Source organism: Bradyrhizobium sp. (assembly GCF_016219575.1).
In the GTDB taxonomy this organism is placed as follows: domain Bacteria; phylum Pseudomonadota; class Alphaproteobacteria; order Rhizobiales; family Xanthobacteraceae; genus Bradyrhizobium.
Map to the genome: position 1 here is coordinate 1 of NZ_JACRMG010000038.1, position 24,740 is coordinate 24,740.

Genomic DNA, 24,740 nt, shown 5'->3' on the forward strand with positions numbered 1-24,740 from the left:
GCCTTTACCGCCTCGTACTCCGGGATCAGAAAACGCCACTTCTGCAGATAATTGCGTTCAATCGTCCGGTCATAGCTGTTGTCGCGCATCGGATCATCCTCCAGTGGAGCGATCCAATCAGCGAATTAGTGAACATGCACAGCAATGACGGCGGAGAGATTTACGCCTGGCTCGCCACCGCCTTGCCGAGTGCGGCTTGCGCTGCGGCGAGGCGTGCGATCGGCACGCGATAGGGCGAGCACGAGACGTAGTTGAGCCCGATCTGGTGGCAGAACGCCACCGACGCGGGATCGCCGCCATGCTCGCCGCAGATGCCGACCTTGAGGTTCGGCCGCGTCTTGCGCCCGCGCTGCACGCCGATCTTGACGAGCTCGCCGACGCCGTCGCGGTCGACCGAGATGAAGGGATCGATCTCGAGAATTCCCTTGGCGACGTAGGTCGACAGGAAGCTCGCGGCGTCGTCGCGGCTGATGCCGTAGGTGGTCTGCGTCAGGTCGTTGGTGCCGAAGGAGAAGAATTCGGCGGTCTGCGCGATCTCGCCGGCCATCAGGCAGGCGCGCGGCAACTCGATCATGGTGCCGACCTGATAGGTCAGCTTGACGCCGGTCTCCTTGGCCACCGCAGCCGCGCTGGCGTCGATCCTCGCCTTGACCAGGTCGAATTCCGCCTTGGTCGCAATCAGCGGCACCATCACTTCGAGGCCCACGGGCTTGCCGGTGCGCTTGTTGGCCTCGACCGCGGCCTCGAAGATCGCGCGGGCCTGCATCTCGGCGATTTCCGGATAGGCGATCGCAATGCGGCAGCCGCGGAAGCCGAGCATCGGATTGAACTCGGCGAGATCGCGGGCGCGATCGGCGAGCTTGCGCGGGTCGGTATTCATCGCGCGCGCGACTTCCTCGACCTCGGCCTGGGTGTGCGGCAGGAATTCGTGCAAGGGCGGATCGAGCAGGCGGATCGTGACGGGCAGGCCCTTCATGATCTCGAACAGCTCGACGAAGTCAGCGCGCTGCATCGGCAGCAGTTTCGCCAGCGCGGCGCGGCGGGTCTGCTCGTCTTCGGCCAGGATCATCTCGCGCACGGTGCGGATGCGGGTTTCCTCGAAGAACATGTGCTCGGTGCGGCAGAGGCCGATGCCCTCGGCGCCGAACTTGATCGCAGTGCGCGCGTCGTCCGGCGTGTCGCCATTGACGCGGACGCCGATCTTGCGGACCTCGTCGGCCCAGCCCATCAGCGTGCCGAACTCGCCGGACAGCTCCGGCTCGATCATCGGCATGCGGCCGGCCAGCACCTGGCCCACCGTGCCGTCGATGGTGATGACGTCGCCGGCCTTGAAGGTGCGAGAGCCGATCGCCATGGTGCCGCGGCCGTAATCGACGCGGATGGCGCCGCAGCCGGAGACGCAGGGCTTGCCCATGCCGCGCGCCACCACGGCGGCGTGCGAGGTCATGCCGCCGCGGGTGGTCAAAATGCCTTCGGCGGCGTGCATGCCGTGAATGTCTTCGGGGCTGGTCTCGATACGGACCAGAATGACCTTGCGGCCGTCGGCCTGCAGCTTGGCGGCTTCGTCCGAGGAGAACACGATCTCGCCGGAGGCAGCACCGGGCGAGGCCGGCAGGCCCGTGGCGATCACGTCACGCCTGGCGCCGGGGTCGATGGTCGGGTGCAGCAGCTGGTCCAGCGAAGCCGGATCGATGCGCGTCACCGCGTCCTTTTTCGAGATCAGGCCTTCATTGGCGAGCTCCACCGCAATGCGCAGCGCGGCCTTGGCGGTGCGCTTGCCGCCGCGGGTCTGCAGCATCCAGAGCTTGCCGCGCTCGACGGTGAACTCCATGTCCTGCATGTCGCGGTAGTGCTTCTCCAGCATCGTGTAGATGCGGGTCAGCTCCTTGAAGGCGTCGGGCATCGCAGTTTCCATCGACGGCTTGTCGGAACCGGACTCCCTGCGCGCCTCGTCGGTAATGTCCTGCGGCGTGCGGATGCCTGCGACGACGTCCTCGCCCTGCGCGTTGATCAGGAATTCGCCGTAGAGCTTGCTCTCGCCGGTCGAGGGATTGCGCGTGAAGGCCACGCCGGTCGCCGACGTATCGCCCATGTTGCCGAACACCATGGCCTGCACGTTGACGGCGGTGCCCCAGGATTCCGGAATGTCGTGCAGCTTGCGATAGGTCACCGCGCGCGCATTCATCCAGGATGAAAACACCGCACCGATAGCACCCCACAGCTGCGCATGCGGATCCTGCGGGAAGTTGGCGCCGGTCTCGCGCGCAACCGCTTCCTTGTAGCGGCCGACCAGTTCGACCCAGTCGTCCGCGGTCAGATCAGTATCCAGCGAATAGCCCTGGCTGTCCTTGAAGGTATCGAGGATATCCTCGAAGTGATGATGCTCGAAGCCGAGCACCACGTCGGAATACATGGTGATGAAGCGGCGATAGCTGTCATAGGCAAAGCGGCGGTCGCCGGAGAGTTCGGAAAGCGCCTCGACGGTCTGGTCGTTGAGACCGAGATTGAGCACGGTGTCCATCATGCCCGGCATCGAGGCGCGCGCGCCGGAGCGCACCGAGACCAGCAACGGATTTTTGGAATCGCCGAACGCCTTGCCGGTCAGCTTGCCGACATAGTCGAGCGCCTTCTCGACCTGCGTCTTCAGTTCCTTCGGATAGGTTTTGCCGTGCGCGTAGAAATAGGTGCACACCGAAGTCGGAATGGTGAAGCCGGGAGGCACCGGCAGGCCGAGATTGGCCATTTCGGCGAGGTTGGCGCCCTTGCCGCCGAGCAGATCCTTCAGCCCCGCTTTGCCCTCGGCCTTGCCATCGCCGAAAGTATAAACCCACTTGCCGGCCTTCACGGCGCTCGCGGACGCTCTGGCGGCGGGCTTTGCCGCCACCTTCGCCGGCGCCTTCTTCAAGGCCTTCCGCGCGGACGCTGCCGGCACCTTCCGGGTCGGGACGGATGGCTTTGATTTTGCTGCGATTTTCTTCGACTTCGCGACGGCTTTGGCCATGGCCTACAGAATCCGAAAGAGGGATGGGAGATTGCGCGCCTTACACCATTTTGGCGGGTTCCGCGCAAGGCGCAGGGCGCGCATTTCCAGCGCGACGTGTCGCTGTGGCGTTACAGGTGCAGCCACTTCAACAGGCCCATCCCGACGAGACCGACGAAGATCAGGTAGATCGCGACGATGAAGTTCAGCAGCCGTGGCATGATGAGAATCAGGATGCCCGCGATCAGGGCCACGATGGCAGGGATGTGCGTGGCGGTGATGACCATTGCAGTGTCTCCGGCATGTTGGGGAATCGGATCGAGGCGCGGAACTTAGCGGCTGCAGAGGTTCCGGAACAGGAGACGCTTGCGCGTCTCAACCGGTTCCGCGACGCCCCATGAAAATTGCCCGAAAATGCCGCGTATGCGGCGGCTCACCCCCGGAACAACGCCGCAGGCGAGGCATTGGCCCGCCGCATGATGTTTCCAGGCGCGAAGGAGTGAGCCATGCGAAATATGATTCTTGCGACGGCGGCAGTCGCCGTTGCGCTGAGTGTACCGGTCGCGGCACGGGCGCAAGGCACCGTCGGCGTCGTCGGCGGCAACACCGTCGCCATCGAGCAGGATGGCGGCATCATCGCCGAGCAGCGGCCGGCGTTCCGCGAATATGTGGTGAGCCAGCGCGTGCCGGCCTTCACGATCGGGGAACGCGTCGTGATCGGCGCGGTACTGCCCGAGACCGGCGTGACCTATTACGACGTGCCGCAACGTTTCGGCAGCACGCCGCTCCGCTACACCGTGGTGAACGGCCAGACCGTGCTGATCGAGCCGCGCTCGCGCCGCATCGTTCAGGTGATCGACTAGGCCGCAAGCGCCTGAACGAAGAGCCCGGATGACGCGGTAGCTGAAATTCGCGCAGTCCGGCTCGAAAGCCTCGTCCGGTTTTCCCCCACCGGGCGGGGCTTTTCGTGGGTAACCGTCATTCCGGGCGCGTCGAAGACGCGAACCCGGAATCTCGAGGTTCCGGGTTCATGCTTCGCATGCCCCGGAACGACTCCGGAAAACTCAATCCTGAATCTTGGAGAAATCCGCCACTGCACGCGTCGCCGCGCGGATTTCGTTGAGCAGCTTCAGCCTGTTCTCGCGCACCTTGGCGTCGTCGTCGTTGACCTTGACCTTGTCGAAGAACGCATCCACCGCAGGACGCAGCTTCGCCATCGCGCGCATCGCGGCGGCAAAATCTTCCCTGGCGACAGCCGCGCCCGCTTCGCCCTTCACCTGCTCGATCGCTTTCGCCAGCGCCTTCTCTTCATCGAGCTTGTAGAGCGCGGCGTTGGGCGCCCCGTCGAAGCTGCGCTTGTCCTTCTTTTCCTCGATGGAGAGAATGTTGCTGGCGCGCTTGGTGCCGGCCAGCAGGTTCTTGCCATCGTCGCTGTCGAGGAATTTTCCGAGCGCCTCGACGCGGCGCACCACCATCAACAGATCGTCCTGGCCTCCGAGCGCGAACACGGCGTCGACGAGATCGTGCCGCGCGCCCTGGTCGCGGAGCTGCACCTTCAGGCGGTCGGCGAAAAACGCGAGCAAGTCGGGCAGGAACGAATATGGCTTGATACCGATCGAATTCTCAATGGAAGAGACATAGTACGGCCTCCCCTCAGGATCTTCTTGCTCAAGAAGCTGGCCAACAAGGATACCTAAACTTAGGTCGCGTAACTTCCTTCGATTTTCATCTGCGTCATGAGCTGCATTTAGCGCTTGAGATAGATCATTTGACAGGACCTGGAATCCACCCATCACAAAACTATCCCGGGAAAAGGAAACGTGAGCGACCCCACCAAGATTTGCGATCTCTTGAGCAATTCTTTGTGCACGAATGTAGACAGCCGCACTAGCCAGTTCGGCTATCAGATCAATTTTCAGATTATTGTCCAACAGGATTCTAATCACACCCAACGCCGCCCGCCGAAGTGCGAATGGGTCCTTGCTACCGGTCGGCTTCTCATCAATTGCCCAGAAGCCAACGAGCATATCAATCTTATCAGCAAGCGCGACGGCGACGCTAACAGGATCGGTCGGCACGCGGTCCGCGGGACCTTGCGGCTTGTAATGCTCCTCGCAAGCTGCCGCGACGGCGGCATCCTCGCCTTGCGCAAGCGCGTAGTATTTCCCCATCAGGCCCTGAACCTCGGGGAATTCGCCGACGACTTCGGTGAGCAGGTCGGCCTTGGCCAGACGCGCGGCGCGCTTCGCCTTCTCGACGTCGGCGCCGACCAGCGGTGCGATCTCGGCGGCCAGACGCTCGATCCGCTTGATGCGCTCGCCCTGCGTGCCCAGCTTCTCGTGGAACACGATTTGATCGAACTTCGGCAGCCGGTCCTCGAGCTTCGTCTTGAGGTCCGTCTCATAGAAGAATTTTGCGTCCGACAGCCGCGCGCGGATCACGCGCTCGTTGCCGGCGACGATGGCCTTGCCGCCGTCGGTCGCCTCGATATTCGCGGTGAGGATGAACTTGCTGGCGAGCTTGCCCGTCTTGGGATCGCGCACCACGAAGCACTTCTGGTTGTTGCGGATGGTGGCACGGATCACCTCGCCGGGGATCGACAGGAAATCCGCGTCGAACGAGCCCATCAGCACGACCGGCCATTCGACGAGGCCCGCGACCTCGTCGAGCAGGTTCTGGTCCTCAACCAGCTCGAAGCCCTGCGCAAAAGCCAGTTGCTTGGCGTCGGTCAGGATCGCGTCCTTGCGCCGGTCGGGATCGAGCACGACCTTCGCCGCAAGCAATTTTGCGTCGTAATCTTCGAAGCGGCGCACGGGAATGGCCGCGGGCGCCATGAAGCGATGGCCAAACGTGGTCTGGCCGGTCTCGATGTCGTCGATCGAGAATTTCACGACGTCGGGCTCTTCGGTCTCCAGCCCGAAGGTGGCGGTGATCGCATGCAGCGGCCGCACCCAGGAGAGCGCGCCGGGCTTTGCGGAACGCTCGCCCCAGCGCATCGACTTCGGCCAGGGGAAAGTGCGGATGATCACCGGCAGGATGTCGGCGAGCACGTCGATCGCAGGCCGCCCCGGCTTTTCCATCAGCGCGATATAGAAATCGCCCTTCTTGTCGCTCTGGATTTTTGCCTCGCTGATCGAGGCAAGCCCGGTGGCTTTCAGGAAACCCTGGATCGCTGGCTCAGGTCCGCCGACGCGGGGGCCCCTGCGCTCTTCCTTGAGGTCCGGCTGGCGCGCAGGAATGCCATGCACGGTCAGCGCCAGGCGGCGCGGCGTGGCGAATGCTTTGGCACCGTCATAGACGAGGCCCTCGGCGACGAGCTTGTCGGTGACCATGCGGCGCAGATCGTCGGCCGCCTTCGCCTGCATGCGCGCGGGAATCTCTTCCGAGAACAGTTCCAGCAAAAGATCGGGCATCAGCTGTCGCTCGCGGGAAGTTCTTTATGCGAGCCGTCGCAAAGCGGCATGGTCTTGGTGCGTTTGCAGGTGCAGAAGAATACGCGCTTGCTCTCCGGCGCGACGAACTGCATCGGCTCAAAGCCGGTGCCCTCATGGCTACCGTCGCAGAACGGCTGGTTCTTCGACCGGCCGCAGGCGCACCACCAATATTCCTCGCCCGCGGTGACCTCGACGGGCAGCGGCGTCCTGCCGCCAATGGCCGGCTGTTCGCTCATACTGCCCTCCCCGCTTCGGTGTGCACCCACGCTTCGCCGCAGGCTTTCGCCAGCTCGCGGACGCGCAGGATATAGCTCTGCCGTTCCGTCACCGAGATCACGCCGCGCGCATCCAGCAGATTGAAGGCGTGGCTCGCCTTGATGCACTGGTCATAGGCCGGCAGCGCCATCAGATGTTCCTTCCGGTTGCTGCCCGCCTTTGAGTTTTCTTGCCATCCGGCAGCAAGATACTTTCGACACGCGTCTTCAGCCATCTTGAACTGCTCGAACAGCATCGCGGTGTCGGAGTGCTCGAAATTGTGCCGCGAGTATTCCTGCTCGGCCTGCAGGAATACATCGCCGTACGTCACCTTCTCCGCGCCATCGCGGCCGTTGAAGTTGAGATCGTAGACGCGGTCGACGCCCTGCACATACATCGCAAGCCGTTCGAGCCCATAGGTGAGCTCGCCCGCGACCGGCGCGCATTCGACGCCGGCGACCTGCTGGAAATAGGTGAACTGGCTGACTTCCATGCCGTCGCACCAGCACTCCCAGCCCAGCCCCCACGCGCCGAGCGTCGGGCTCTCCCAATCGTCCTCGACGAAGCGGATGTCATGAACGGCAGCGTCAACGCCGATTGCCGCTAGTGATTTCAGATAGAGGTCCTGAATGTCCGGCGGCGACGGCTTCAGGATCACCTGGAACTGATAATAGTGCTGCAAGCGGTTCGGGTTCTCGCCATAGCGGCCGTCCTTTGGCCGCCGAGAGGGCTGCACATAGGCCGCGTTCCAGCGCTTCGGCCCCAGCGCGCGAAGCGTGGTGGCGGGATGGAAGGTGCCGGCGCCGACTTCCATGTCATAGGGCTGCAGGATCACGCAACCGTAATCAGCCCAATAGCGCTGCAGCGTCAGGATCAGGCCCTGGAACGAACGTTCCGGGCGCATATGGGCAGGCAGGGCTTCCATCGTCAGAATCGGTCTCGCGAGGGGGTCTTTTGGCGCGCGGGACCGTATCGGCGGGGACGCATGGAATCAAGGCGAGGCCGGCTCTTAGTTCCTCATGGTGAGGAGGCGCGGAAGCGCCGTCTCGAACCATGAGGCCCGGATTTCGCGGCCATCCTTCGAGACGCGGGCTGTCGCCCGCTCCTCAGGATGAGGGGTCAGCCCGGGCGATAGGCGCCGGTGACGGGGTCGCGGCGGAGCGTCGGAATCTCTGACGTCCTCATGCTCTCGGCCATGCGCGCCAGGCGCGCTTCGTCAAGCTCCTGGTTGACCCTCTGAGCCGTCTTGTAAGCCCAGCGGACCACGGCGAGCCCACCCAATACCCCTGCGAATGCGATCAGCGCTGGCATCGGACGATCCTTGTCGTTCTTGGTCACGCCCCCGACTCGCATTGTCGCCGATCGCAGCCCGGCTCGCAATTGCCTCGCTCCGGGACCAAATACCGCGCCCTTACCTTGGGATTAGAGCCCGAATTTGGCCCAAATCGCCCGGGTTTCCAGCGCCGAGATCAGGTCGTCCGGGAGGGCCCTGATACCGTCGACCGGGGCGAGCGCGTCGGCGCCCGACCTGCGGCCGAGCAGCCCCGACAGCAGGCCCTTGGCCGGCGCGATCAGCGGCATCAGCACCTTCTCGCCGTAGCGCGCACGCAGCGTGGAGCGGAGATCGCCGATCCCGTCGGCAAGGCCGAGCGAAACCGATCGCTCGCCCGCCCAATACTCGCCGGTGAACAGCACATCGTCGCCGCCCTTGAGCCTGTTGCCCCGGCTCTCCTTCACCAGCGAAATGAACAGCGCATGGATGTCGCGCTGGATCGCCTTCAGCCTTGCAACGTCGTCGGGGTCTTCGGGCAGGAACGGGTCGAGCATCGCCTTGTGCTCGCCGGCGGTGTAGAGCCTGCGCTCGACCCCGATCTTCTTGATCAGCTCCTGGAAACCGAAGCTGCCGCCGACCACGCCGATCGAACCGAGGATCGAGGACGGATCGCAAAAAATCTCGTCGCCGGCGCAGGCGATCATGTAGCCGCCGGATGCCGCGACGTCCTCGACGAATACCAGCACAGGCAGTTTCTTTTCCGCTGCGAGCTGCCGGATGCGCAGGTAAATCTGGCGCGACTGCACCGGCGCACCGCCCGGCGAATTGATCACCAGCGCCACGGCCCTGGCATTACGCATCGCAAAGGCGCGCTCCAGCGTCTTTGCAACACCCGCCAGCGTCAGACCCGGCCGCAGCGGCGTGATCGCGCCGATCGTGCCGGAGAGGCGGACCACCGGCACCACGGGCACGTCGCGCCGCAGGCGCGCCGGGAGGTATTCCTTCAAGCTCGCGATCAGGCTCGGCAGGCCCGCGCGATCACTTATTTGTTCACTCATGCCGCTACCCCAGATTAACCATTTTTTATCGCCCCACTGCCATTGGAAGGGCCGGAACGATTGGAACGCTGTTTGCATTACCTCGCGGTAGCTGCGATTGCGCAGCGGAGAGCGACATGGACTTGAAACTCTACCTGCTCATCATGCTGATCGGCACCCTTCTGGCCGCCGTTCACTTCACCTCGGCCTCCGAGAAACCATCGGAAACGCTCCCGCAATAGCCGTTGTGCTGGGAAATCAGGCAACCGGACAGCCCTCATAAGGTCGCAAGCGTCAATACGCCGTTGCCGGCCAATATCTCCTGAACCCGTTTATTGGGCAGGCCTGACTCATCATTGAGCAACAGGCCGGGAAGGATTTGCGCGGGCGCCCGTCCGCCCTTCACGGCGCGAACCAGGATCCGGATCGCCGGCGCGCCCGCCTCACCATGCACCGGCAGGATCGCCAGACTGCCAAAACCGCGGTCGAGCGCAGCCAGCACTTCGGCGATACCGTCCGCACGCCAGATCAGGGTCAGCACGCCGCCCGACTTGAGGATGCGCCGCGCTGCGTGGATCCAGCGCTGCAAGGTGTCCTCGCCGGCGACATGCGCGGAGGCCCGCGCGACATCGGGAGAGGCGCGGTGCCGCGCGCGATCGTTGAATGGCGGATTCATCAACACCGCCTCCGCGCTGTCGGGCGCAAGGCCGGCGGCGGCGAAGGTCTCCGCGCCCGACTCCACATCGAGCACGATGACGCCGGCGGCAATCGCGTTAGCCGCGACATTGCTCCGTGCAAGACCGGCGAGCGTGTCGTCGATTTCGACGAGCACGAGATCGAGACCGTCGATCCGCCGCGCCAGCGCAAGCCCGGCAGCGCCGACGCCGGCGCCAAAATCCACCACGCGATCGCCTGACCGCGCGGACGTCGCTGCCGCCAGCAGCATCGCGTCATGGCCGGCGCGATGACCCGCCTTCAATTGTCGCAGGCGCAACCGTCCGCCGAGAAAGGCGTCCTCGGTGCATTCGAGGCGCCGGTCAGTCATCGTCGCGCAATTCATGGGCGAGCCCGGCATCGGTCAGGAGCTTGCGCGCCTCGCGATTGTCCTCGTCATTGACCAGGATGCGCCGCTGCAGCAGGCCAAGCGAGCCCTCGACGATGCTCATGTTCTGGTCCAGCACCAGATGATGGATATCGGCGCCGTCGAGCAGCGCGCCAACCGCGGAAATCAGAACGAGGTCGTTGGTCCGAACCAATTCCCGCAAATCCATTCTCCTTGCCCGCCGGCAACGGGGCGGACCCGGCGGATTGTCAACCGCCTCCGGCCCCTTGCCGCCCCACGCGGCACTTTCTATTGTAGGCATGAGGATAGTGAGAATTCGGCAAAAGTGGAGACCAGCGTGGCGGTTATTGTACCTTTCGAGAGCCCGCAAAACGCCTCGATAGAACCGCTGGTGGGGCTCGTCGCCGCTGACATGGAGCGCGTCAATTCCACCATCCTGGCGCGGACCGGCTCCGAAGTGACCATGATACCGGAGGTCGCCAACCACCTGATTTCCTCGGGGGGCAAGCGCCTGCGCCCGATGCTGACGCTGGCGATGGCCAACCTCACCGGCTATTCCGGCGACGGCCATATCAAGCTCGCCGCAGCGGTAGAGTTCATGCACACCGCGACGCTGCTGCATGACGACGTCGTCGACGAGAGCGAGCTGCGCCGCGGCAAGCTTTCGGCGCGCATGCTCTGGGGCAACGAGGCCAGCGTGCTGGTCGGCGACTTCCTGCTGGGCCAGGCGTTCCGGATGATGGTCGAGGTCGGCTCGCTGCGCGCACTCGACATTCTCTCTTCCGCCGCCGCAACCATCGCCGAGGGCGAGGTGATGCAGCTTGCGGCCGCCAAGAACACCGCCACAACCGAGGACGAATATCTCGCGGTGATCCGCGGCAAGACCGCCGAGCTGTTTGCCGCGGCCTGCGAAGTGGGGCCGGTGATCGCCAACCGTCCGAAGGCCGAGCAGACCGCCTGCCGCTCGGTCGGCATGAATCTCGGCATCGCCTTCCAGCTCGTCGACGACGTGCTGGACTATGGCGGCAAGGCTGCGAAGCTCGGCAAGAACATCGGCGACGACTTCCGCGAGGGCAAGATCACCCTGCCGGTGGTGCTGGCGTTCCGCCGCGGCAACGACAGCGAGCGCAAATTCTGGATCAAGGCGCTGGAGCGCGGCGAGATCGGCGACAGCGATCTCGACCATGCCATCGGGCTGATGACCAAGCACCGCGCGCTGGAAGACACCATCAACCGCGCCCAGCACTATGGCGCGATGGCGGTCGATGCGCTGGCGCTGTTCCCGTCCTCGCCGATGAAGAGCGCGCTGGAGCAGGTGGTGGCGTTCTGCCTGGCGAGGTCGCACTAGGCAGGCTGTCATGCCCCGCGCATGCGGGGCATCCAGTACGCCGCGGCGTCTCGATTGATAACCGGAGTTTCTGGAATGCTGGATCACCCGCATGCGCGGGTGATGACGGTCCGGGTCAGCTCAGCGTTCCCGCGTGCACCCACCAGGCGGGATGCTCCGAGCGGATCTTGTCTGCAGCACGCCGCGCCTCGGCGGTATTTTCATAGACCGCAAAGCAGGTCGCGCCCGATCCAGACATGCGGGCAAGCCAGGCGCCATTGGTGGCGTTGAGCGCCGCGATGACCTCGCCGATCACGGGCTGAATCCTCATGGCCGGCTCTTCGAGGTCGTTGGTGCCTGCAGCCAGCGCCTCAACCCACTCTTCCAGCGAGCCGCCCTCTTCGGGCCAGGATGACGCTTCAGTCATGACGTCGCCGACGCCGACACGGAGTTCGCCGTGACGCAGCCCCAGCGCCGCAAACACATCCCTGGTCGCAACGGGGACGCCGGGATTGACCAGCACCGACGGCATGATCGGCGGGCTCAGCGGCAACAAATTGTCGCCGACGCCGGTCATGTCGCAAGCGCGCGAGACGAGGCACACCGGCACGTCGGCGCCGACTTCCAGCGCGACCTCCTGCAGACGCTCGTCGTCGAGCGGGAGATTGTTGAGCCGCGCCAGCAGCCGCAGCGCCGCGGCCGCATCCGCCGAGCCTCCGCCGATGCCGGCCGCCACGGGCAATACCTTCTCGAGCAGGAAGGCGCCCGCCTTCAATCCGGGGACGACTTCGCCAAGCAGCCGCGCCGCCTTCAGCACCAGATTGTCGGATAGTTCGCCGCAGGCCGTCGCCAGCGGACCAACCGTCTTCAGCGTGAGTTCAGCCCCGGGCGTCAGCGTCAGCCTGTCGGCGCAATCGGCGAACGCCACCACGCTTTCGAGGTCGTGATAGCCATCCGTGCGCCGCCCGACCACCCGCAGGGTCAGGTTGACCTTGGCTCGCCCCTCTTCCACCAGCCCCGACATGCAATCCTTCGATCAGCCGCCCTTGCCGTCTTCTTTTTTCTTGTCGGCTGCGGCCGAGGAGGACGTATCCTCCGGGAGGCCATTCTCGATCTTGGATTCGATCTTGGGAAGCTCCTCCGGCTCGGGCTTGAGATCGCGCGCATGCGCCCACTGGAATTTCGCCTCCAGGGTGCGGCCGACGCGCCAATAGGCGTCGCCGAGATGGTCGTTGATGGTCGGATCTTCCGGCTTGAGATCGATGGCGCGCTCCAGGTGCTTTACCGCGTCGGCGTAGTTGCCGATGCGGTAATAGGCCCAGCCGAGGGAGTCGACGATGTAGCCGTCATCGGGGCGCTGGTCGACGGCGCGCTTGATCATCTTCATGCCTTCGTCGAGATTGACGCCCTGGTCGATCCAGGAATAGCCGAGATAGTTCAGCACGTGCGGCTGCTCGGGCTGCAATTCGAGCGCCTTGCGCATGTCGGCCTCGGCCTTGCTCCACTGCTTGGAACGCTCCTCGCAGATGCCGCGATAGTAGTAGGTGACCCAGGCGTTCTTTTCCAGCGTCGCCGGCATGGCGTCGATGCCCCTGGAGTAGGTCACCGCGCAATCCGTGAACTTCTTGCGGCCGCGCTCGATATTGCCGAGCGCCATGATGGCCTCGATGTCCTTTGGCGCCTGGTCGATGACATCCTTCAGGATCTTGATCGCGTCGTCGCTGCGGTCGACCGCATCGAGATTGGTCGCCAGCTGGATCTGCGCATTGCGCTTCAGCGGCGAATTCGCCGGCACCCGCTCGTAGACCTTGATCGCCATCGCCGGCTTCTTCACGGACTCATAGAGATCGGCGAGCGACAGCAGCGCCATCGGATGGCTGGGCGAGAGATAGAGCGACAGTTGCAGATAGACCAGCGCCAGATCCTCGCCGCCGCGGCGGGTCAACGTGGCGCCGATGCCGTAGAGCGCTTCGGCAGCGCCGGCTTGCGCGGAATCGACCAGCGGCGGCAGCTTCTTGCCGGCGCGAACTTCCTTCAGGCCTTCCTGCACCAGCGGATGTCGCGGCAGTTTCTTCTCGAACGCCTCGTAGATCGCGGCGGCGGCCGCGCCATCCTTGCTGCGCGAGGTCCAGCGCGCATAGGCGTCAACCACGCGCAGCATGGAATCGTCGAGCTTGTAGGATTTTTCGAGCCGCGCGCCCGCATCCTTCTCGCGGTTCGCCAGTTCCAGGATCATGCCGGCATGCAGATCCTTGAAGATCGGATACCATTCCGGGCCGGTCAGCTTGTCGATGTTGGCGATCGCCGCCTTGCTGTCGCCGGCGCCAAAACTCGCCCACGACGACAGCAGCGTCGCCACGAGGTCGGTGATCGGCCCGCGGATCGACTGGTTGATGTTGAGCTGCGCGGTCGAGTATTTCTTCTGCTTGAGATCGCGCACGCCGACCACGAGGCGAGCCACGCGGTTGGACTTGTCCTGGGTCAGGATGCGGTCGGCAAGCTTGACCGCCTCCTCGATGTCGCCGTCGGCAAGCGAGGAGATGAACGCGCGATCGAGCAGCTCGTTGTTCTTGGGATCGGTGCGCAGCGCCGAGCGGTAGAACGCGGCGGCCGAACCTGCGTCGCGTTCCACGCTGGCGTGGCGCGCGGCGAGATAGCTGCCCGCCGTGGTCATCGACTTCAGGTCATTCTTGGTCGGAAACTGCGCCGTGTTGTCGGCCGGATGATCGGGAGTCTGCGCCAGCACGTGTCCGGGCAGCGCCAGCGCGGAGGCGGCGAGCACGGCAGTCGCCCAGCGATGGAAACGGGTGGATAGCATCACGGTCTGCCTGGCTCCAGAATCTTCGAGGTAGATGGCAATCAGCGAGGGCAGCCCCGACCCAGCGGCCTCAAGGCCTGCGACAATGCCGCTTTTGGCGTTGAACCGCAAGGAAAAGGGCTGACGAATCAAGTGGCATATCGTCCGGCACCGCCGATTTAGCCGACTTTTCCTGCAAACGCCTGCACTATGGCGGCATCGTGACCGGATACCGATATACCTCACACGAAGGTGGTTACATCGCCTCGTAATTCGGACCGCCGCCGCCTTCCGGCGGAACCCAGGTAATGTTGCCGTTGGGGTCTTTCACGTCGCAGGTTTTGCAGTGAACGCAGTTTTGCGCGTTGATCTGGAAGCGCGGACCCGACGCCTCCTCGACCCACTCGTAAACGCCGGCGGGGCAGTAACGGTTCGACGGACCGGCGAAGACGTCGTGCTCCGACGTCTTCTGCAAACTCATGTCGGCGACCTTCAGGTGAACCGGCTGGTCCTCTTCATGATTGGTGTTGGAGAGGAACACCGAGGACAGCTTGTCGAAGGAAATCTTGCCGTCCGGCTTCGGATAGGCAATCGGCTGGTGCTGCCTGGCCGGATCGAGCGCCTTGCGGTCGGGCTTGGCGTGCGACTGCGTGCCGAACAGCGAGAAGCCGAACAACGTATTGGTCCACATGTCGAAGATGCCGAGCCCGGCACCGAAGAAGCTGCCGAACTTCGACAATAGCGGCTTGGCGTTGCGGACGGGGTAGAGGTCCTTGCCGACCGCGGAATCGCGCCACGCATTCTCGTACTCGACGAGTTCGTCGTTGGCACGGTCCGCCCCGAGCGCCGCTGCAACATGCTCGGCAGCCAGCATGCCGCTGCCCATCGCATTGTGCACGCCCTTGATGCGCGGCACGTTGACGAAACCGGCCGCGCAGCCGATCAGCGCGCCGCCCGGAAAACTCAAGCGCGGCACCGACTGGTAGCCGCCTTCGGTGATCGCACGCGCGCCATAGGCAAGCCGCTTGCCGCCTTCCAGCACGGAGCGGATGGCGGGATGCGTCTTGACGCGCTGGAATTCATCGAACGGAGACAGGTATGGATCGTCGTAGTTCAGGTGAACCACGAAGCCGATCGACACGAGGTTTTCGTCGTAGTGGTAGAAAAACAGCCCGCCCCCCGTGTCGCTCTTCAGCGGCCAGCCGACGGCGTGCTGAACTAGGCCCTTCTGGTGCTTGGCCGGATCGATCTGCCAGACTTCCTTCAAGCCGATGCCGAATTTCGGCGGCTCGCTCTTGGCGTCGAGCGCAAATTTGCTGATGAGCTGCTTGCTGAGGCTGCCGCGCGCGCCCTCGGCAAACAGCGTGTACTTGCCGAGCAGTTCCATGCCGCGGGTAAAGGAATCCTTGTGCGAGCCGTCCTTGGCGATACCCATGTCGCCGGTGGCGATGCCCTTCACGACGCCCTTGTCGTCATAGAGCACTTCGGCCGCAGCAAAGCCCGGATAGATTTCGACGCCGAGCGCCTCCGCCTTCGGCGCCAGCCAGCGACAGACATTGCCGAGCGAGCCGATGTAGCAATGATGATTGTTCATCAAGGGCGGCATGATGAAGTTCGGCAGCCGGATCGCGCTCTTCTCGGTGAACCAGAAGAAGCGATCGTCCTTCACCTGGGTCTTCAGCGGACAGTCCGGATCCTGGCGCCAGTCCGGGATCAGGCTGTCGAGCGAAACCGGATCGATCACTGCGCCCGACAGGATGTGCGCACCGACCTCGGACCCCTTTTCGACAACGACCACGTTGAGATCGGGATTGATCTGCTTGAGCCGGATCGCCGCGGAAAGGCCGGACGGGCCGGCGCCGACGATCACGACGTCGAATTCCATGGATTCGCGCGGGGGTAACTCTTCGCTGCTCATGATCTGTCCCGGACCGGTTGAGAACGCTTCCAAAAGAGCCCCCGTTGTTTCCGATTTTTACGGGGAGGACAACCATGGAAATGCGTTTCGCATGGACGCAAGCCGGCATAGATTGGCCGGGATGCCGCAAGCGACCGCCATGACCCCTGAGCCACCCCCTACCGTTCAGCAATTGCTGGCCTTTTACCTCGAGGCCGGGGTCGATTGCGCGTTGGGCAACGAGCCGGTCAACCGGTTGGCCGATCCCGACCTCGCGGTCGAACCGCGCGCCGCCGTGGCACACCAGCCGATCGCCCGTACGGCACCGCTGCCGCCGCCCGTCACCCCGCCGCGCGCGGATGCCGCCGTCGCGCCCGATGTCGCGATCAACTCGGCCAGGGAAGCCGCGCGAACCGCGCCGACGCTGGAAGCGCTGCGGCAGCTGCTCGAGAATTTCGAGGGCTGCGCGCTGAGATACACCGCGACGAAACTGGTGTTTTCCGATGGCAATCCGCAGGCGCGAGTGATGTTCGTCGGCGAAGCGCCCGGACGCGACGAGGACATCGAGGGACTGCCCTTCGTCGGCCGATCCGGCAAGCTGCTCGACCGCATGATTGCGGCAATCGGGCTCGACCGCAGCAAGGCCTATATCGCCAACGTCATACCCTGGCGCCCGCCCGGCAACCGCACGCCGACACCGCAGGAGACGCAGATCTGCCTGCCCTTCATCCAGCGCCAAATCGAGCTGGTGAACCCGGACGTGCTGGTGACGCTCGGCAATCCCTCCACGCAGGCCCTGCTGCAGACCCGCGAAGGCATCATGCGCACGCGCGGCAAATGGCTCGATTACGACACCGGCACGCGCACCATCCGCGCCATCGCCACGTTCCATCCGGCCTATCTGCTGCGCTCGCCGTCCTACAAGCGGATGTCGTGGCAGGATCTGCGCGCCATCGCCAAGGCGCTCGCAGAGACGTCGTAGCGCGATTTACGGATTCTTCGGCCGAACGATGGCCCAGCCGAGGCGGAGCAGCGGCTGGCGGCCGTTGACGTACCATTCGAAGGCGCGCGGCACTTCCGGCACGAGCCCGGGAAAGCGCTTGGCGATGTCGGCAGGCACCGTGCCGGCAGTATCCGATGCGCGCCAGACCACGATGCCGCCGGTCTCGGTGAATTTCGCGGCGTTGAGCCAGGGCGTGCGCTGCGGGGCTGCGTCGAGCAGAAGGTGCGGACGGCCGGTATCGAGCGCGATCAGGCTGGCAAATTGCGGGTCGCCCGCCACCGCGCGCAGGCGCTGATTGGTGCGACGCTCGAAATTCTCGCCGAAATAGCGCGCGATCTGCCGCCCCGGCGCCGAGGTTGCGACCTCCGAGGCCGTGGTCCAGGGCAGGAACATCGTGGTGGCAATGGCGATCGCAGCCGGCACGATCACGGCGAGCGCCCAGACCGCGCGCAACAGCCGCTGCCGCCTGAGATAGACGAGATCGCCGGTCGCCACGATGATGGCGAGTCCCGACATCAGCAGCGCGATTGCGGTTCCGCCGGTGACGCCATCCAGATTGAACAGGCCGGCGATCAGGCTTCCCGCCAGCGCCGGCGCGATGGCAAAGCAATAGACGAACTGGCGCGCCAGCGGATCGACCGGCGGCCGATAGATGATCGGCACCTCCTCGGAACCGCGGCCGAGAAAGCCGGAGTTGAGGACGACCAGAACAATGACGGCGGATACCGCCAGCAGCAGGCCGCCGAGCAGAGTACCCCAGTGCAGCGCCCGCGAGCTGAGCACGTCGAGCACCGGCCATGCCGGCCAGCCGATCGCATCGGCACGGATCAGCCAGACCAGGTAGGGCAGCGCCAGCACGACGATCACGATCAGCGCAAACAGCGGATCGAGCGACGTCAGCGTGCGGCGGCCGCGCTCGGTCGCGAGCGCAAAGCCGGCGATCAGCAGCAGCAGCAGCGGCGTCGCCGACGTGGTCAGCAGCAGAAGTCCCGCCTCGATCGACCACGCGAACCAGGCATTGCGGCGATTCTGGCCGATCAGCTGCCACGAATGGACGAGCAGCAGCGCCCATAGCGGCCGCGCCAGCACGGATGGGCCGAATTCGAGGGCCGGTGCGCCGAAGGCGGTGATTGTCATGGTCAGGAGCACCGCGAGCACCGCCTGCTGGCCGCCGACGATGGCGCGCGACAGTAGATAGACCGTCCACAGCGTCGCGACGCCGCAGACTTGCGCCAGCAGATAGACCCCGAACATGTGGTTGCCGGCGGCGCGATAGGCGATGTCGGCAAGCCAGAACGCCAGCGGCGGTCCCATGTCGGTGCCGACCTGATATTCGCGGCCGAAGGCGAGCAAGGTGGCGAGGTCGCCGGGCGGGCTGCGATACAGCAGCATCGACACCACCAGCCACATCAGGGCTTGCAGCGTGATCACAAGCCAGACCACGAGCCGCGGCCGGGCGCGGATCAGTTCGACGATCAGGGAGGTGAAACGCATCAAACGCCCGAAAATCCCAAGACAAACCCCAAGACCGGCCCGGCCGACCGGCCGCATTCGTCCCTGATGTCTGATAAAGGGCGCTTGCCCCGGAGGCAACTGGCCGGGCGGCCATCAAATGCTGACGGAAACCTCGACAGCAGTCTGGGATTGCAGCGAAAACAGGTCCTGGGGAACGGGCGAAGGGAAATGCTTCTCCCGTGCAGCAACGACCGGCGCAAAGAAGCTCCTGTGGTGCACGGACGGCCCGAGGCGGTCCAGCGCCTCCAGATGCTCCGGCACCGCATAGCCCTTGTGGCTCTCGAAGCCGTATCCCGGGCAATCCCGGGCGAGCGCGCACATCAGCCGGTCGCGCGTCACCTTGGCGATGATGGAGGCCGCGGCAATCGACTTGACGAGGCCATCGCCGCCGATCACGGCCTCGCAGTCGCACGATGTGGCGAGACGGTCGCGGCCGTCGACGAACACGTGCCTTGGCGCCTCCGGGAGCGCCGCGACCGCGCGGGCGAGCGCCCACAGCGAGGCGCGCAAGATATTGTCGCGGTCGATCCGCGCCGGCGAGGCATAGGCGACCGCGAAGGACGAGGTTGCGCAGATCTTCTCGAACAGTTCCTCGCGCTGCTCCTGGGTCAGGCGCTTGGAATCGTCGATGCCCCTGGGAATCCGGTCGGGATCGAGAATGACGGCGGCGGCGACCACCGGGCCCGCCAGCGGGCCGCGGCCGGCCTCGTCGCAGCCGGCGACCGGCCAGATGCCGCGCTTGATCAGCGCGCGCTCGCGCCGAAAGCTCGGCGGCGTCACGGCGATCACGCCTTTTTTGGCGGGCTCTGCCTGCCTCTTCTGCGGCCTTTCGGCTTTCCTTGCGGATTTTCCCCGAATCATGCCGGGGATCGTGCGCAAGCCCGCCGGGCGGCGCAACCGGGAATAGGCCGCTGCTCCCGCTATTCAACGCCGGCATCAGCCCGGTGGAACTCTAGAACAGGCTCAGTTGCTGCCCGTTTCGCTTTGGCCTCGCAAAATGATCCGTGGTCAGCCTGGCGCGGCGCTTGTTGAGGCCGAGCTTCTCGCAGGCGATCTCGAAGCGGCGGCCGATCATCCAGGCCATCGGGCCGGTTCCCTTCATCCGGGTTCCCCATTGCGAGTCGTAATCGCGCCCGCCCCGCATGTCGCGGATCAGGGTGAACACGTGGCGATAGCGGTCGGGATAATTCGCCATCAGCCACTCGCGGAAGAGATCGCGCACTTCCAGCGGCAAGCGGAGCATCACGTAGCTCGCCTCCTTCGCGCCTGCATGCGCGGCTGCATCGAGGATGCGCTCGATCTCGGAATCGTTCAGTGCCGGGATCACCGGCGCCACCATGACGGTGGCGGGGATGCCGGCCTCCGCAAGCTGCCTGATCGCCTCCAGCCGTTTCGGCGGCGTGGAAGCCCGCGGTTCCATGGTGCGGGCCAGTTTCGGATCGAGCGTCGTCACCGACAAAGCGACCTTGGCGAGGTTGCGTTTGGCCATCCGCGAGAGAATATCGATGTCGCGCGTCACCAGTGCGGACTTGGTGACGATACCGACGGGATGACCGGCACGCTCCAGCACTTCCAGAATGCCGCGCATGATCTTCATGTCGCGTTCGATCGGCTGGTAGGGATCGGTGTTGGTCCCGATCGCGATCATCCGCGGCTCGTAACCCGGCGCCGCCAGTTCCTTTTCCAGCAATTCGGGGGCATCGGGCTTGGCCAGAAGCTTCGATTCGAAATCGAGGCCCGGCGACAGGCCGAGATAGGCATGGGTCGGCCGCGCGAAGCAGTAGACGCAGCCGTGCTCGCAACCGCGATAGGGATTGATGGAACGGTCAAAACCGATGTCGGGGGAGTCGTTGCGGGCGATCACCTTGCGCGAGGTGTCGATCGAGACCGTGGTCTTGAACGGCGGCAGCTCTTCCAGGCTCTGCCAGCCGTCGTCGAAGGCAACCCGCGCCTCGGCCTCGTAGCGGCCGGACGAATTGGATTGCGCGCCGCGGCCGCGCCGCCGCTCGCGGTCGATCGCAACCGCGAGTTCGGCAAAAGGAGTCGCACCCGCCGGTTCAGAGGGCGCCGTGACCGGCGGGTGCTTGAGGGCATGAGAGGATGCTCGGCTCATGGGAAGCAAGATAACATGCATTGAGAACAAATCAAGAACATAGAATCTGGAATTCACACCACGGCGGCATCAACCCTGCCGCAAAAATCTGCAGCAAGCGGCTGCTTTGATTGTGACAAGGTGATAACAGTGCAGCGTTTTTCACCTGCCTGAGCCAACGAAGCCTCAATTCCATGTTGAGTGTCATCATCCCGACCGAGGGCGTCGAACAGCCGGCCGTCGCCACGCTGGCGACGCTGGTGCCGGGCGCTGCCGCCGGTGTTATCCGCGAGGTGCTGCTGGTCGACCGCGGCGGATCGAGCGTGATCGAGCGGGTGGCCGACGTGGCCGGCTGCCGTTATCTCTCCTCCGAGGGAACACGCGCCGCCGCACTTGCCGCCGGTGCCCGCCAGGCCCGCTCGCCCTGGTTGATGTTCCTGCATGCCGGCGCCGTGCTCGATTCCGGCTGGATCGAGGAGACCACCCAGTTCATCAACGGCGTCTCAAACAGCGGCCGGCCGCGCGCGGCGGTGTTCCGCTATGCCCGCTCGCCCTACGCCGACCGTCGCCTGCGCGACGGCTTCAAGGCCATCGCCCGCATGGTGGCGGGCCCCTCGGCCGAACAGGGCCTCCTGATCGCGCGCGAGCATTACGACCGCCTCGGCGGCTACCGGCCGGATGCCCGCCGCTCCGAGGCGCGCCTGTTGCGCCAGCTCGGCCGCTCCTCCCGCACGCTGCTGCGCAGCCGGATCATGGTCGTGGCCTGACCATCCTGGACCCCTGAGGGCCCGGACCCAAAACCGCGAAAACAACCCCATGCAAAGTAGACCGGGGCCCAGCTGACACCGAGATATACTTGCCAATGTCAAACAATTAATTGACAATGGCAAATATCGAGGTGTGTCATGTCCCCAAATGTTTTCGACGGCCAGATCGACGCCGTCAGAGGCTTCAGCCGCTTCTACACCCGCAAGCTCGGCATCATCGAACCGAAGCTGCTCGACAGTCCCTTCACCCTGCAGGAGGCGCGCATCATCTACGAGATCGCGCACCGCTCCGCCTGCACCGCCACCGACCTGACCCGCGACCTCGGCCTCGATCCCGGCTTCCTGAGCCGGACCCTGCAGGCGCTGCAGCGCCGCCAGATCGTGACGCGAAAGCCGTCGAAGGACGACGGCCGTGTCAACGAGCTCTCCCTGACCGCAAAGGGCCGCACCGCCCAGGCCGAGCTCGAGCGCCGCTCGCGCGACGAGGTCGGACGATTGCTCGCCGGGCTCGACGCCGCCCAGCGCGCCGCCGTCGTGCAGGCGATGACGACGATCGAGCAGACGCTGGAGCGGCCCTCGGAAAAGCCCGCCGCGTTCATCTTGCGCAGCCATCGTCCAGGCGACATCGGCTGGGTGATCTCCAGCCAGGCACAGGCCTATGCCGAAGAATATGGCTGGGACATCAGCTACGAGGCGCTGGTCGCCGAGATCTGCGCGCAGTTCATCAGGAACTACGACGCATCGCGCGAGCATTGCTGGATTGCGGAGGCAAACGGCGAGCGCCTCGGCTCGGTCTTCCTGGTGAACGGCGGCGACGACATCGCCAAGCTGCGGCTATTGCTGGTGGAGAAAAAAGCGCGCGGGCTCGGCGTCGGCCGCGCGCTGGTCGAGCAATGCATCCGCGGAGCGCGCGAGAAAGGCTACAGGGAAATGACGCTGTGGACGCAAAGCGTGCTGGTCGCCGCGCGCGGCATCTATCAGGCGGTGGGCTTCCGTCGCGTCAAGGAAGAGCCGCACCACAGCTTTGGCGTCGATCTCGTTGGCGAGACCTGGGAGATGAAGCTCTGACGTGCGCTTCGCCCTCCCCCACCAGCGAAAGGCGTTCCGCCCGCCTGAGCAGCCAGGGACCTCTCTTGGCGGACTAGCTGGAAACTACAATCGCGTTGGACTATATTGACACTATGCGACGCGACGACATCATCGCCAAACTCAAAGCCGCGGAGCCTTCCTTGCGCGCGCGGGGGGTTCGCCGCGTCGCCGTATTCGGATCGATCGCGCGCGGCGACGACCGGCCCGGTAGCGACATCGACATTTTGGTGGAGTTCGAGCCGGGCGCCGAAGGTTCGATCTACGAGTACATGAATCTCAAGGAATACATTTCCGGCTTGTTCGACGGCCCGGTGGACGTGATCGATCGCGATGCGCTGAAGCCGCATCTGCGCGCGCCAGCGGCGCGCGACACTGTCTATGCCTTCTGAGCGGGAGCGTGGCGCGCTCGGCGACATGCTGCGCCATATCGATCTGGCCGAGCGCTTCGCGAAAGGCCTCGACGAGAAAGAGTTGAGCCGCAACCTTCAGGCCCTTTATGCGATCGTCCGCAGCCTGGAGATCATCTCCGAGGCGTCGCGGCGGCTGTCGGACGAATTGAAGGCGCGGCATCCCGACATTCCTTGGCGGGAGATGGCGGCGGCAGGGAATTTCTACCGTCACAACTACGAGGACGTAACGCCTCGTCGCGTATGGCAAACCTTGCAAGAGCATTTGCCGCCGTTGCGGGCAGCGATCGATCAGGAATTGAAGGCTTAGCGCCGCCAGCCGTTTCGACGTGACGGCCAGAACGCCTTCCTGACAGCCCGGAAGCCGTAGCGATGTTCGTCAACTGCTTTGAACGATCGATGTGGTCTCAAGATCGCGCGCTTGCGGGCGCCAAATTTCTGCTATTGGTGGCCCTTCGCGATCGTTCGCGCGGCCCGGGGAAACGTCTGAAGTCGAGGTGAGACCGGAAGTCACCCGCTAACGCTTAAACCGACGTTCATGAACCGTGACCGGAAGTCGGAGGCGCTCAAACATTTTCGTTCAACAAGCTCGTCGACGTCTTCCAAGCATCGAATTTGGACGGTTAAGTTGCCGCATTCTGATCCTTGGGGGCGGGCATGAGAAGACGCGACTTAATTGCGCTTTTGGGTGGCTCGGCGGCGGCGTGGCCATTCTCGGCGCGCGGACAGACACCGGTTCGGCTGGGGTATCTCGCCGCCGGTACCGCGAGCTCCGATTACATGAAGCGACTCTTGGCAGGCCTGACGCAGGGGCTGACTGAAAATGGCATGATCGAGGGCCGCGACTATCTCCTCGAAACACGCTTTGCTGTCGACTACGAACGCTTTCCGGCGCTGGCGCGGGAGCTGCAGCAGGCCAAGGTGCGCATCATTGTCCCCTTAACCATCGCCGCGGTGCGCGCGGCGCAGCAACTCTCCCCACCCATTCCGGTCGTCATGGCCGCGATCAATGATCCCGTCGGAACCGGCCTGATTGCGAGCCTTTCGCATCCCGGCGGGGTAACCACGGGGACGGCTACTTTGAACCAGGATGTGACCCCCAAGCTCATGGAATTCCTCGGCGCTCTTGTTCCTCGCGCTGCCACGCTGGCTGTCCTGTACAATCCCGCAAATCCGTCGAACGTGAACTTCTTCTTGCCAAGTCTGCGACGCGAGTCTGGGGCCCGCGGAATTTCCTTGATCGAACTCGCGTTCAAGTCGGCCGCGGACTTGGGGAGTACCCTTCCGACGCTCGTGGCGGCGCGGCACCCCGATGCGCTGCTGCTGGTTGCTGATTCTTTCCTCTACGATCAAGCAGATCACATTGCCGCGCTCGCCCTAGCGCAACGCCTGCCGATGCTAACGTCCGCGGCGGAGATCGCCCACGGAGGCGCTCTCTTGACCTACGGTCTTTCTGTATCTGAACTCTTTCGCCGGTCGGCTTATTACGTCAAACGAATTCTTGATGGGGCGAACCCCGCCGATTTACCCGTCGAGCAGCCGACCCGCATCAGGCTAGTTGTCAACCTCAAAACGGCGAAGGCTCTGGGTATGGATGTGCCCGGGGAATTGCTTGCTCGCGCCGACGAGGTGATCGAATAGGCGGGGTGTGTCTGTTTGTGGCGGCCCTAAGCGGACATGCCTACCCGTCCCACTGATGTCCGTCTTCGGTAGCATCCCGGCAGCCTGTAGGACGACTACGCCGACGCGCCCTTCGCCTTGGGCCGGCGCAGATGTTCGTCCAGCCGCGGCATGATCTCGACGA

At 64.5% G+C, this 24,740-nt stretch carries 23 protein-coding genes; 8 read left to right on the top strand and 15 right to left on the bottom strand.

Annotated features, from left to right (window positions below; translation table 11 throughout):
- Positions 1-160: 160 nt before the first annotated feature.
- Both ppdK and HZB49_RS27990 read right to left on the bottom strand, forming a co-directional pair.
- Complete coding sequence (ppdK, locus tag HZB49_RS27985) at positions 161-3,001, bottom strand: pyruvate, phosphate dikinase (RefSeq protein ID WP_291617357.1); 2,841 nt, start codon at positions 2,999-3,001, stop codon at positions 161-163.
- Positions 3,002-3,111: 110 nt separating this feature from the next.
- On the bottom strand, positions 3,112-3,267 hold the full coding sequence (locus tag HZB49_RS27990; protein WP_291617358.1) for a DUF3096 domain-containing protein: 156 nt from the start codon (positions 3,265-3,267) through the stop codon (positions 3,112-3,114).
- Between the two features lie 219 nt (positions 3,268-3,486).
- On the opposite strand from HZB49_RS27990, the gene HZB49_RS27995 reads away from it, so the two are divergent.
- The gene (locus tag HZB49_RS27995; protein WP_291617360.1) at positions 3,487-3,843 is read left to right on the top strand and encodes a DUF1236 domain-containing protein; all 357 of its coding nucleotides are present in this window, start codon (positions 3,487-3,489) and stop codon (positions 3,841-3,843) included.
- Between the two features lie 201 nt (positions 3,844-4,044).
- Here HZB49_RS27995 and glyS read toward each other — a convergent pair whose 3' ends face one another.
- The 7 genes from glyS to HZB49_RS28030 all read right to left on the bottom strand — a co-directional run bounded on the left by glyS (position 4,045) and on the right by HZB49_RS28030 (position 10,244).
- Positions 4,045-6,393, bottom strand: coding sequence for a glycine--tRNA ligase subunit beta (glyS, locus tag HZB49_RS28000; RefSeq protein ID WP_291617362.1), 2,349 nt, complete (start codon positions 6,391-6,393; stop codon positions 4,045-4,047).
- Complete coding sequence (locus tag HZB49_RS28005; protein ID WP_291617364.1) at positions 6,393-6,650, bottom strand: CDGSH iron-sulfur domain-containing protein; 258 nt, start codon at positions 6,648-6,650, stop codon at positions 6,393-6,395. Before HZB49_RS28005 ends, glyS begins: the two co-directional genes overlap by 1 nt.
- Complete coding sequence (locus HZB49_RS28010; RefSeq protein ID WP_291617366.1) at positions 6,647-7,594, bottom strand: glycine--tRNA ligase subunit alpha; 948 nt, start codon at positions 7,592-7,594, stop codon at positions 6,647-6,649. The genes HZB49_RS28005 and HZB49_RS28010 overlap by 4 nt, the downstream gene beginning before the upstream one ends.
- A gap of 194 nt (positions 7,595-7,788) precedes the next feature.
- Complete coding sequence (locus tag HZB49_RS28015; RefSeq protein ID WP_291617394.1) at positions 7,789-7,980, bottom strand: hypothetical protein; 192 nt, start codon at positions 7,978-7,980, stop codon at positions 7,789-7,791.
- Between the two features lie 111 nt (positions 7,981-8,091).
- On the bottom strand, positions 8,092-9,000 hold the full coding sequence (locus HZB49_RS28020) for a S49 family peptidase (RefSeq protein ID WP_291617368.1): 909 nt from the start codon (positions 8,998-9,000) through the stop codon (positions 8,092-8,094).
- A gap of 256 nt (positions 9,001-9,256) precedes the next feature.
- Positions 9,257-10,024, bottom strand: coding sequence for a methyltransferase (locus tag HZB49_RS28025; protein WP_291617370.1), 768 nt, complete (start codon positions 10,022-10,024; stop codon positions 9,257-9,259).
- Positions 10,017-10,244 (bottom strand): DUF2007 domain-containing protein, encoded by a 228-nt coding sequence (locus tag HZB49_RS28030; RefSeq protein ID WP_291617372.1) that lies wholly within the window; start codon positions 10,242-10,244, stop codon positions 10,017-10,019. Before HZB49_RS28030 ends, HZB49_RS28025 begins: the two co-directional genes overlap by 8 nt.
- Positions 10,245-10,379: 135 nt before the next feature.
- Here HZB49_RS28030 and HZB49_RS28035 point away from each other — a divergent pair, with 135 nt between their 5' ends.
- Entirely contained in the window at positions 10,380-11,390 is a 1,011-nt protein-coding gene (locus tag HZB49_RS28035; RefSeq protein ID WP_291617373.1) for a polyprenyl synthetase family protein, read from the top strand.
- Between the two features lie 115 nt (positions 11,391-11,505).
- Here HZB49_RS28035 and HZB49_RS28040 read toward each other — a convergent pair whose 3' ends face one another.
- From HZB49_RS28040 to HZB49_RS28050, 3 genes are all read right to left on the bottom strand, one after another.
- Entirely contained in the window at positions 11,506-12,393 is an 888-nt protein-coding gene (locus HZB49_RS28040; protein WP_291617375.1) for a 4-(cytidine 5'-diphospho)-2-C-methyl-D-erythritol kinase, read from the bottom strand.
- Positions 12,394-12,405: 12 nt separating this feature from the next.
- Complete coding sequence (locus HZB49_RS28045; RefSeq protein WP_291617395.1) at positions 12,406-14,187, bottom strand: tetratricopeptide repeat protein; 1,782 nt, start codon at positions 14,185-14,187, stop codon at positions 12,406-12,408.
- A gap of 235 nt (positions 14,188-14,422) precedes the next feature.
- Positions 14,423-16,084: an electron transfer flavoprotein-ubiquinone oxidoreductase gene (locus HZB49_RS28050; protein WP_291617377.1), complete on the bottom strand. Its 1,662-nt coding sequence runs from the start codon at positions 16,082-16,084 to the stop codon at positions 14,423-14,425.
- 139 nt (positions 16,085-16,223) lie between these two features.
- Here HZB49_RS28050 and HZB49_RS28055 point away from each other — a divergent pair, with 139 nt between their 5' ends.
- The gene (locus tag HZB49_RS28055; protein ID WP_291617379.1) at positions 16,224-17,045 is read left to right on the top strand and encodes a uracil-DNA glycosylase; all 822 of its coding nucleotides are present in this window, start codon (positions 16,224-16,226) and stop codon (positions 17,043-17,045) included.
- 6 nt (positions 17,046-17,051) lie between these two features.
- Here HZB49_RS28055 and HZB49_RS28060 read toward each other — a convergent pair whose 3' ends face one another.
- From HZB49_RS28060 to HZB49_RS28070, 3 genes are all read right to left on the bottom strand, one after another.
- Positions 17,052-18,560 carry a glycosyltransferase family 39 protein gene (locus HZB49_RS28060; protein WP_291617381.1) on the bottom strand — a complete coding sequence of 503 codons (1,509 nt, stop codon included), beginning with the start codon at positions 18,558-18,560 and terminating at the stop codon, positions 17,052-17,054.
- A gap of 114 nt (positions 18,561-18,674) precedes the next feature.
- Entirely contained in the window at positions 18,675-19,478 is an 804-nt protein-coding gene (locus HZB49_RS28065; protein ID WP_291617383.1) for a ribonuclease HII, read from the bottom strand.
- Positions 19,479-19,533: 55 nt separating this feature from the next.
- Complete coding sequence (locus HZB49_RS28070) at positions 19,534-20,694, bottom strand: PA0069 family radical SAM protein (protein WP_291617384.1); 1,161 nt, start codon at positions 20,692-20,694, stop codon at positions 19,534-19,536.
- 173 nt (positions 20,695-20,867) lie between these two features.
- On the opposite strand from HZB49_RS28070, the gene HZB49_RS28075 reads away from it, so the two are divergent.
- The 5 genes from HZB49_RS28075 (at position 20,868) to HZB49_RS28095 (ending at position 24,577) form a co-directional block, all read left to right on the top strand.
- Positions 20,868-21,440: a glycosyl transferase gene (locus HZB49_RS28075; protein WP_291617386.1), complete on the top strand. Its 573-nt coding sequence runs from the start codon at positions 20,868-20,870 to the stop codon at positions 21,438-21,440.
- 138 nt (positions 21,441-21,578) lie between these two features.
- Positions 21,579-22,508 (top strand): bifunctional helix-turn-helix transcriptional regulator/GNAT family N-acetyltransferase, encoded by a 930-nt coding sequence (locus HZB49_RS28080; protein ID WP_291617388.1) that lies wholly within the window; start codon positions 21,579-21,581, stop codon positions 22,506-22,508.
- Between the two features lie 161 nt (positions 22,509-22,669).
- Entirely contained in the window at positions 22,670-22,918 is a 249-nt protein-coding gene (locus HZB49_RS28085) for a nucleotidyltransferase family protein (protein WP_291617390.1), read from the top strand.
- The gene (locus tag HZB49_RS28090; protein ID WP_291617392.1) at positions 22,908-23,246 is read left to right on the top strand and encodes a HepT-like ribonuclease domain-containing protein; all 339 of its coding nucleotides are present in this window, start codon (positions 22,908-22,910) and stop codon (positions 23,244-23,246) included. The genes HZB49_RS28085 and HZB49_RS28090 overlap by 11 nt, the downstream gene beginning before the upstream one ends.
- 347 nt (positions 23,247-23,593) lie before the next feature.
- Positions 23,594-24,577, top strand: coding sequence for an ABC transporter substrate-binding protein (locus HZB49_RS28095; protein ID WP_291617393.1), 984 nt, complete (start codon positions 23,594-23,596; stop codon positions 24,575-24,577).
- The last annotated feature ends 163 nt before the right edge of the window (positions 24,578-24,740 follow it).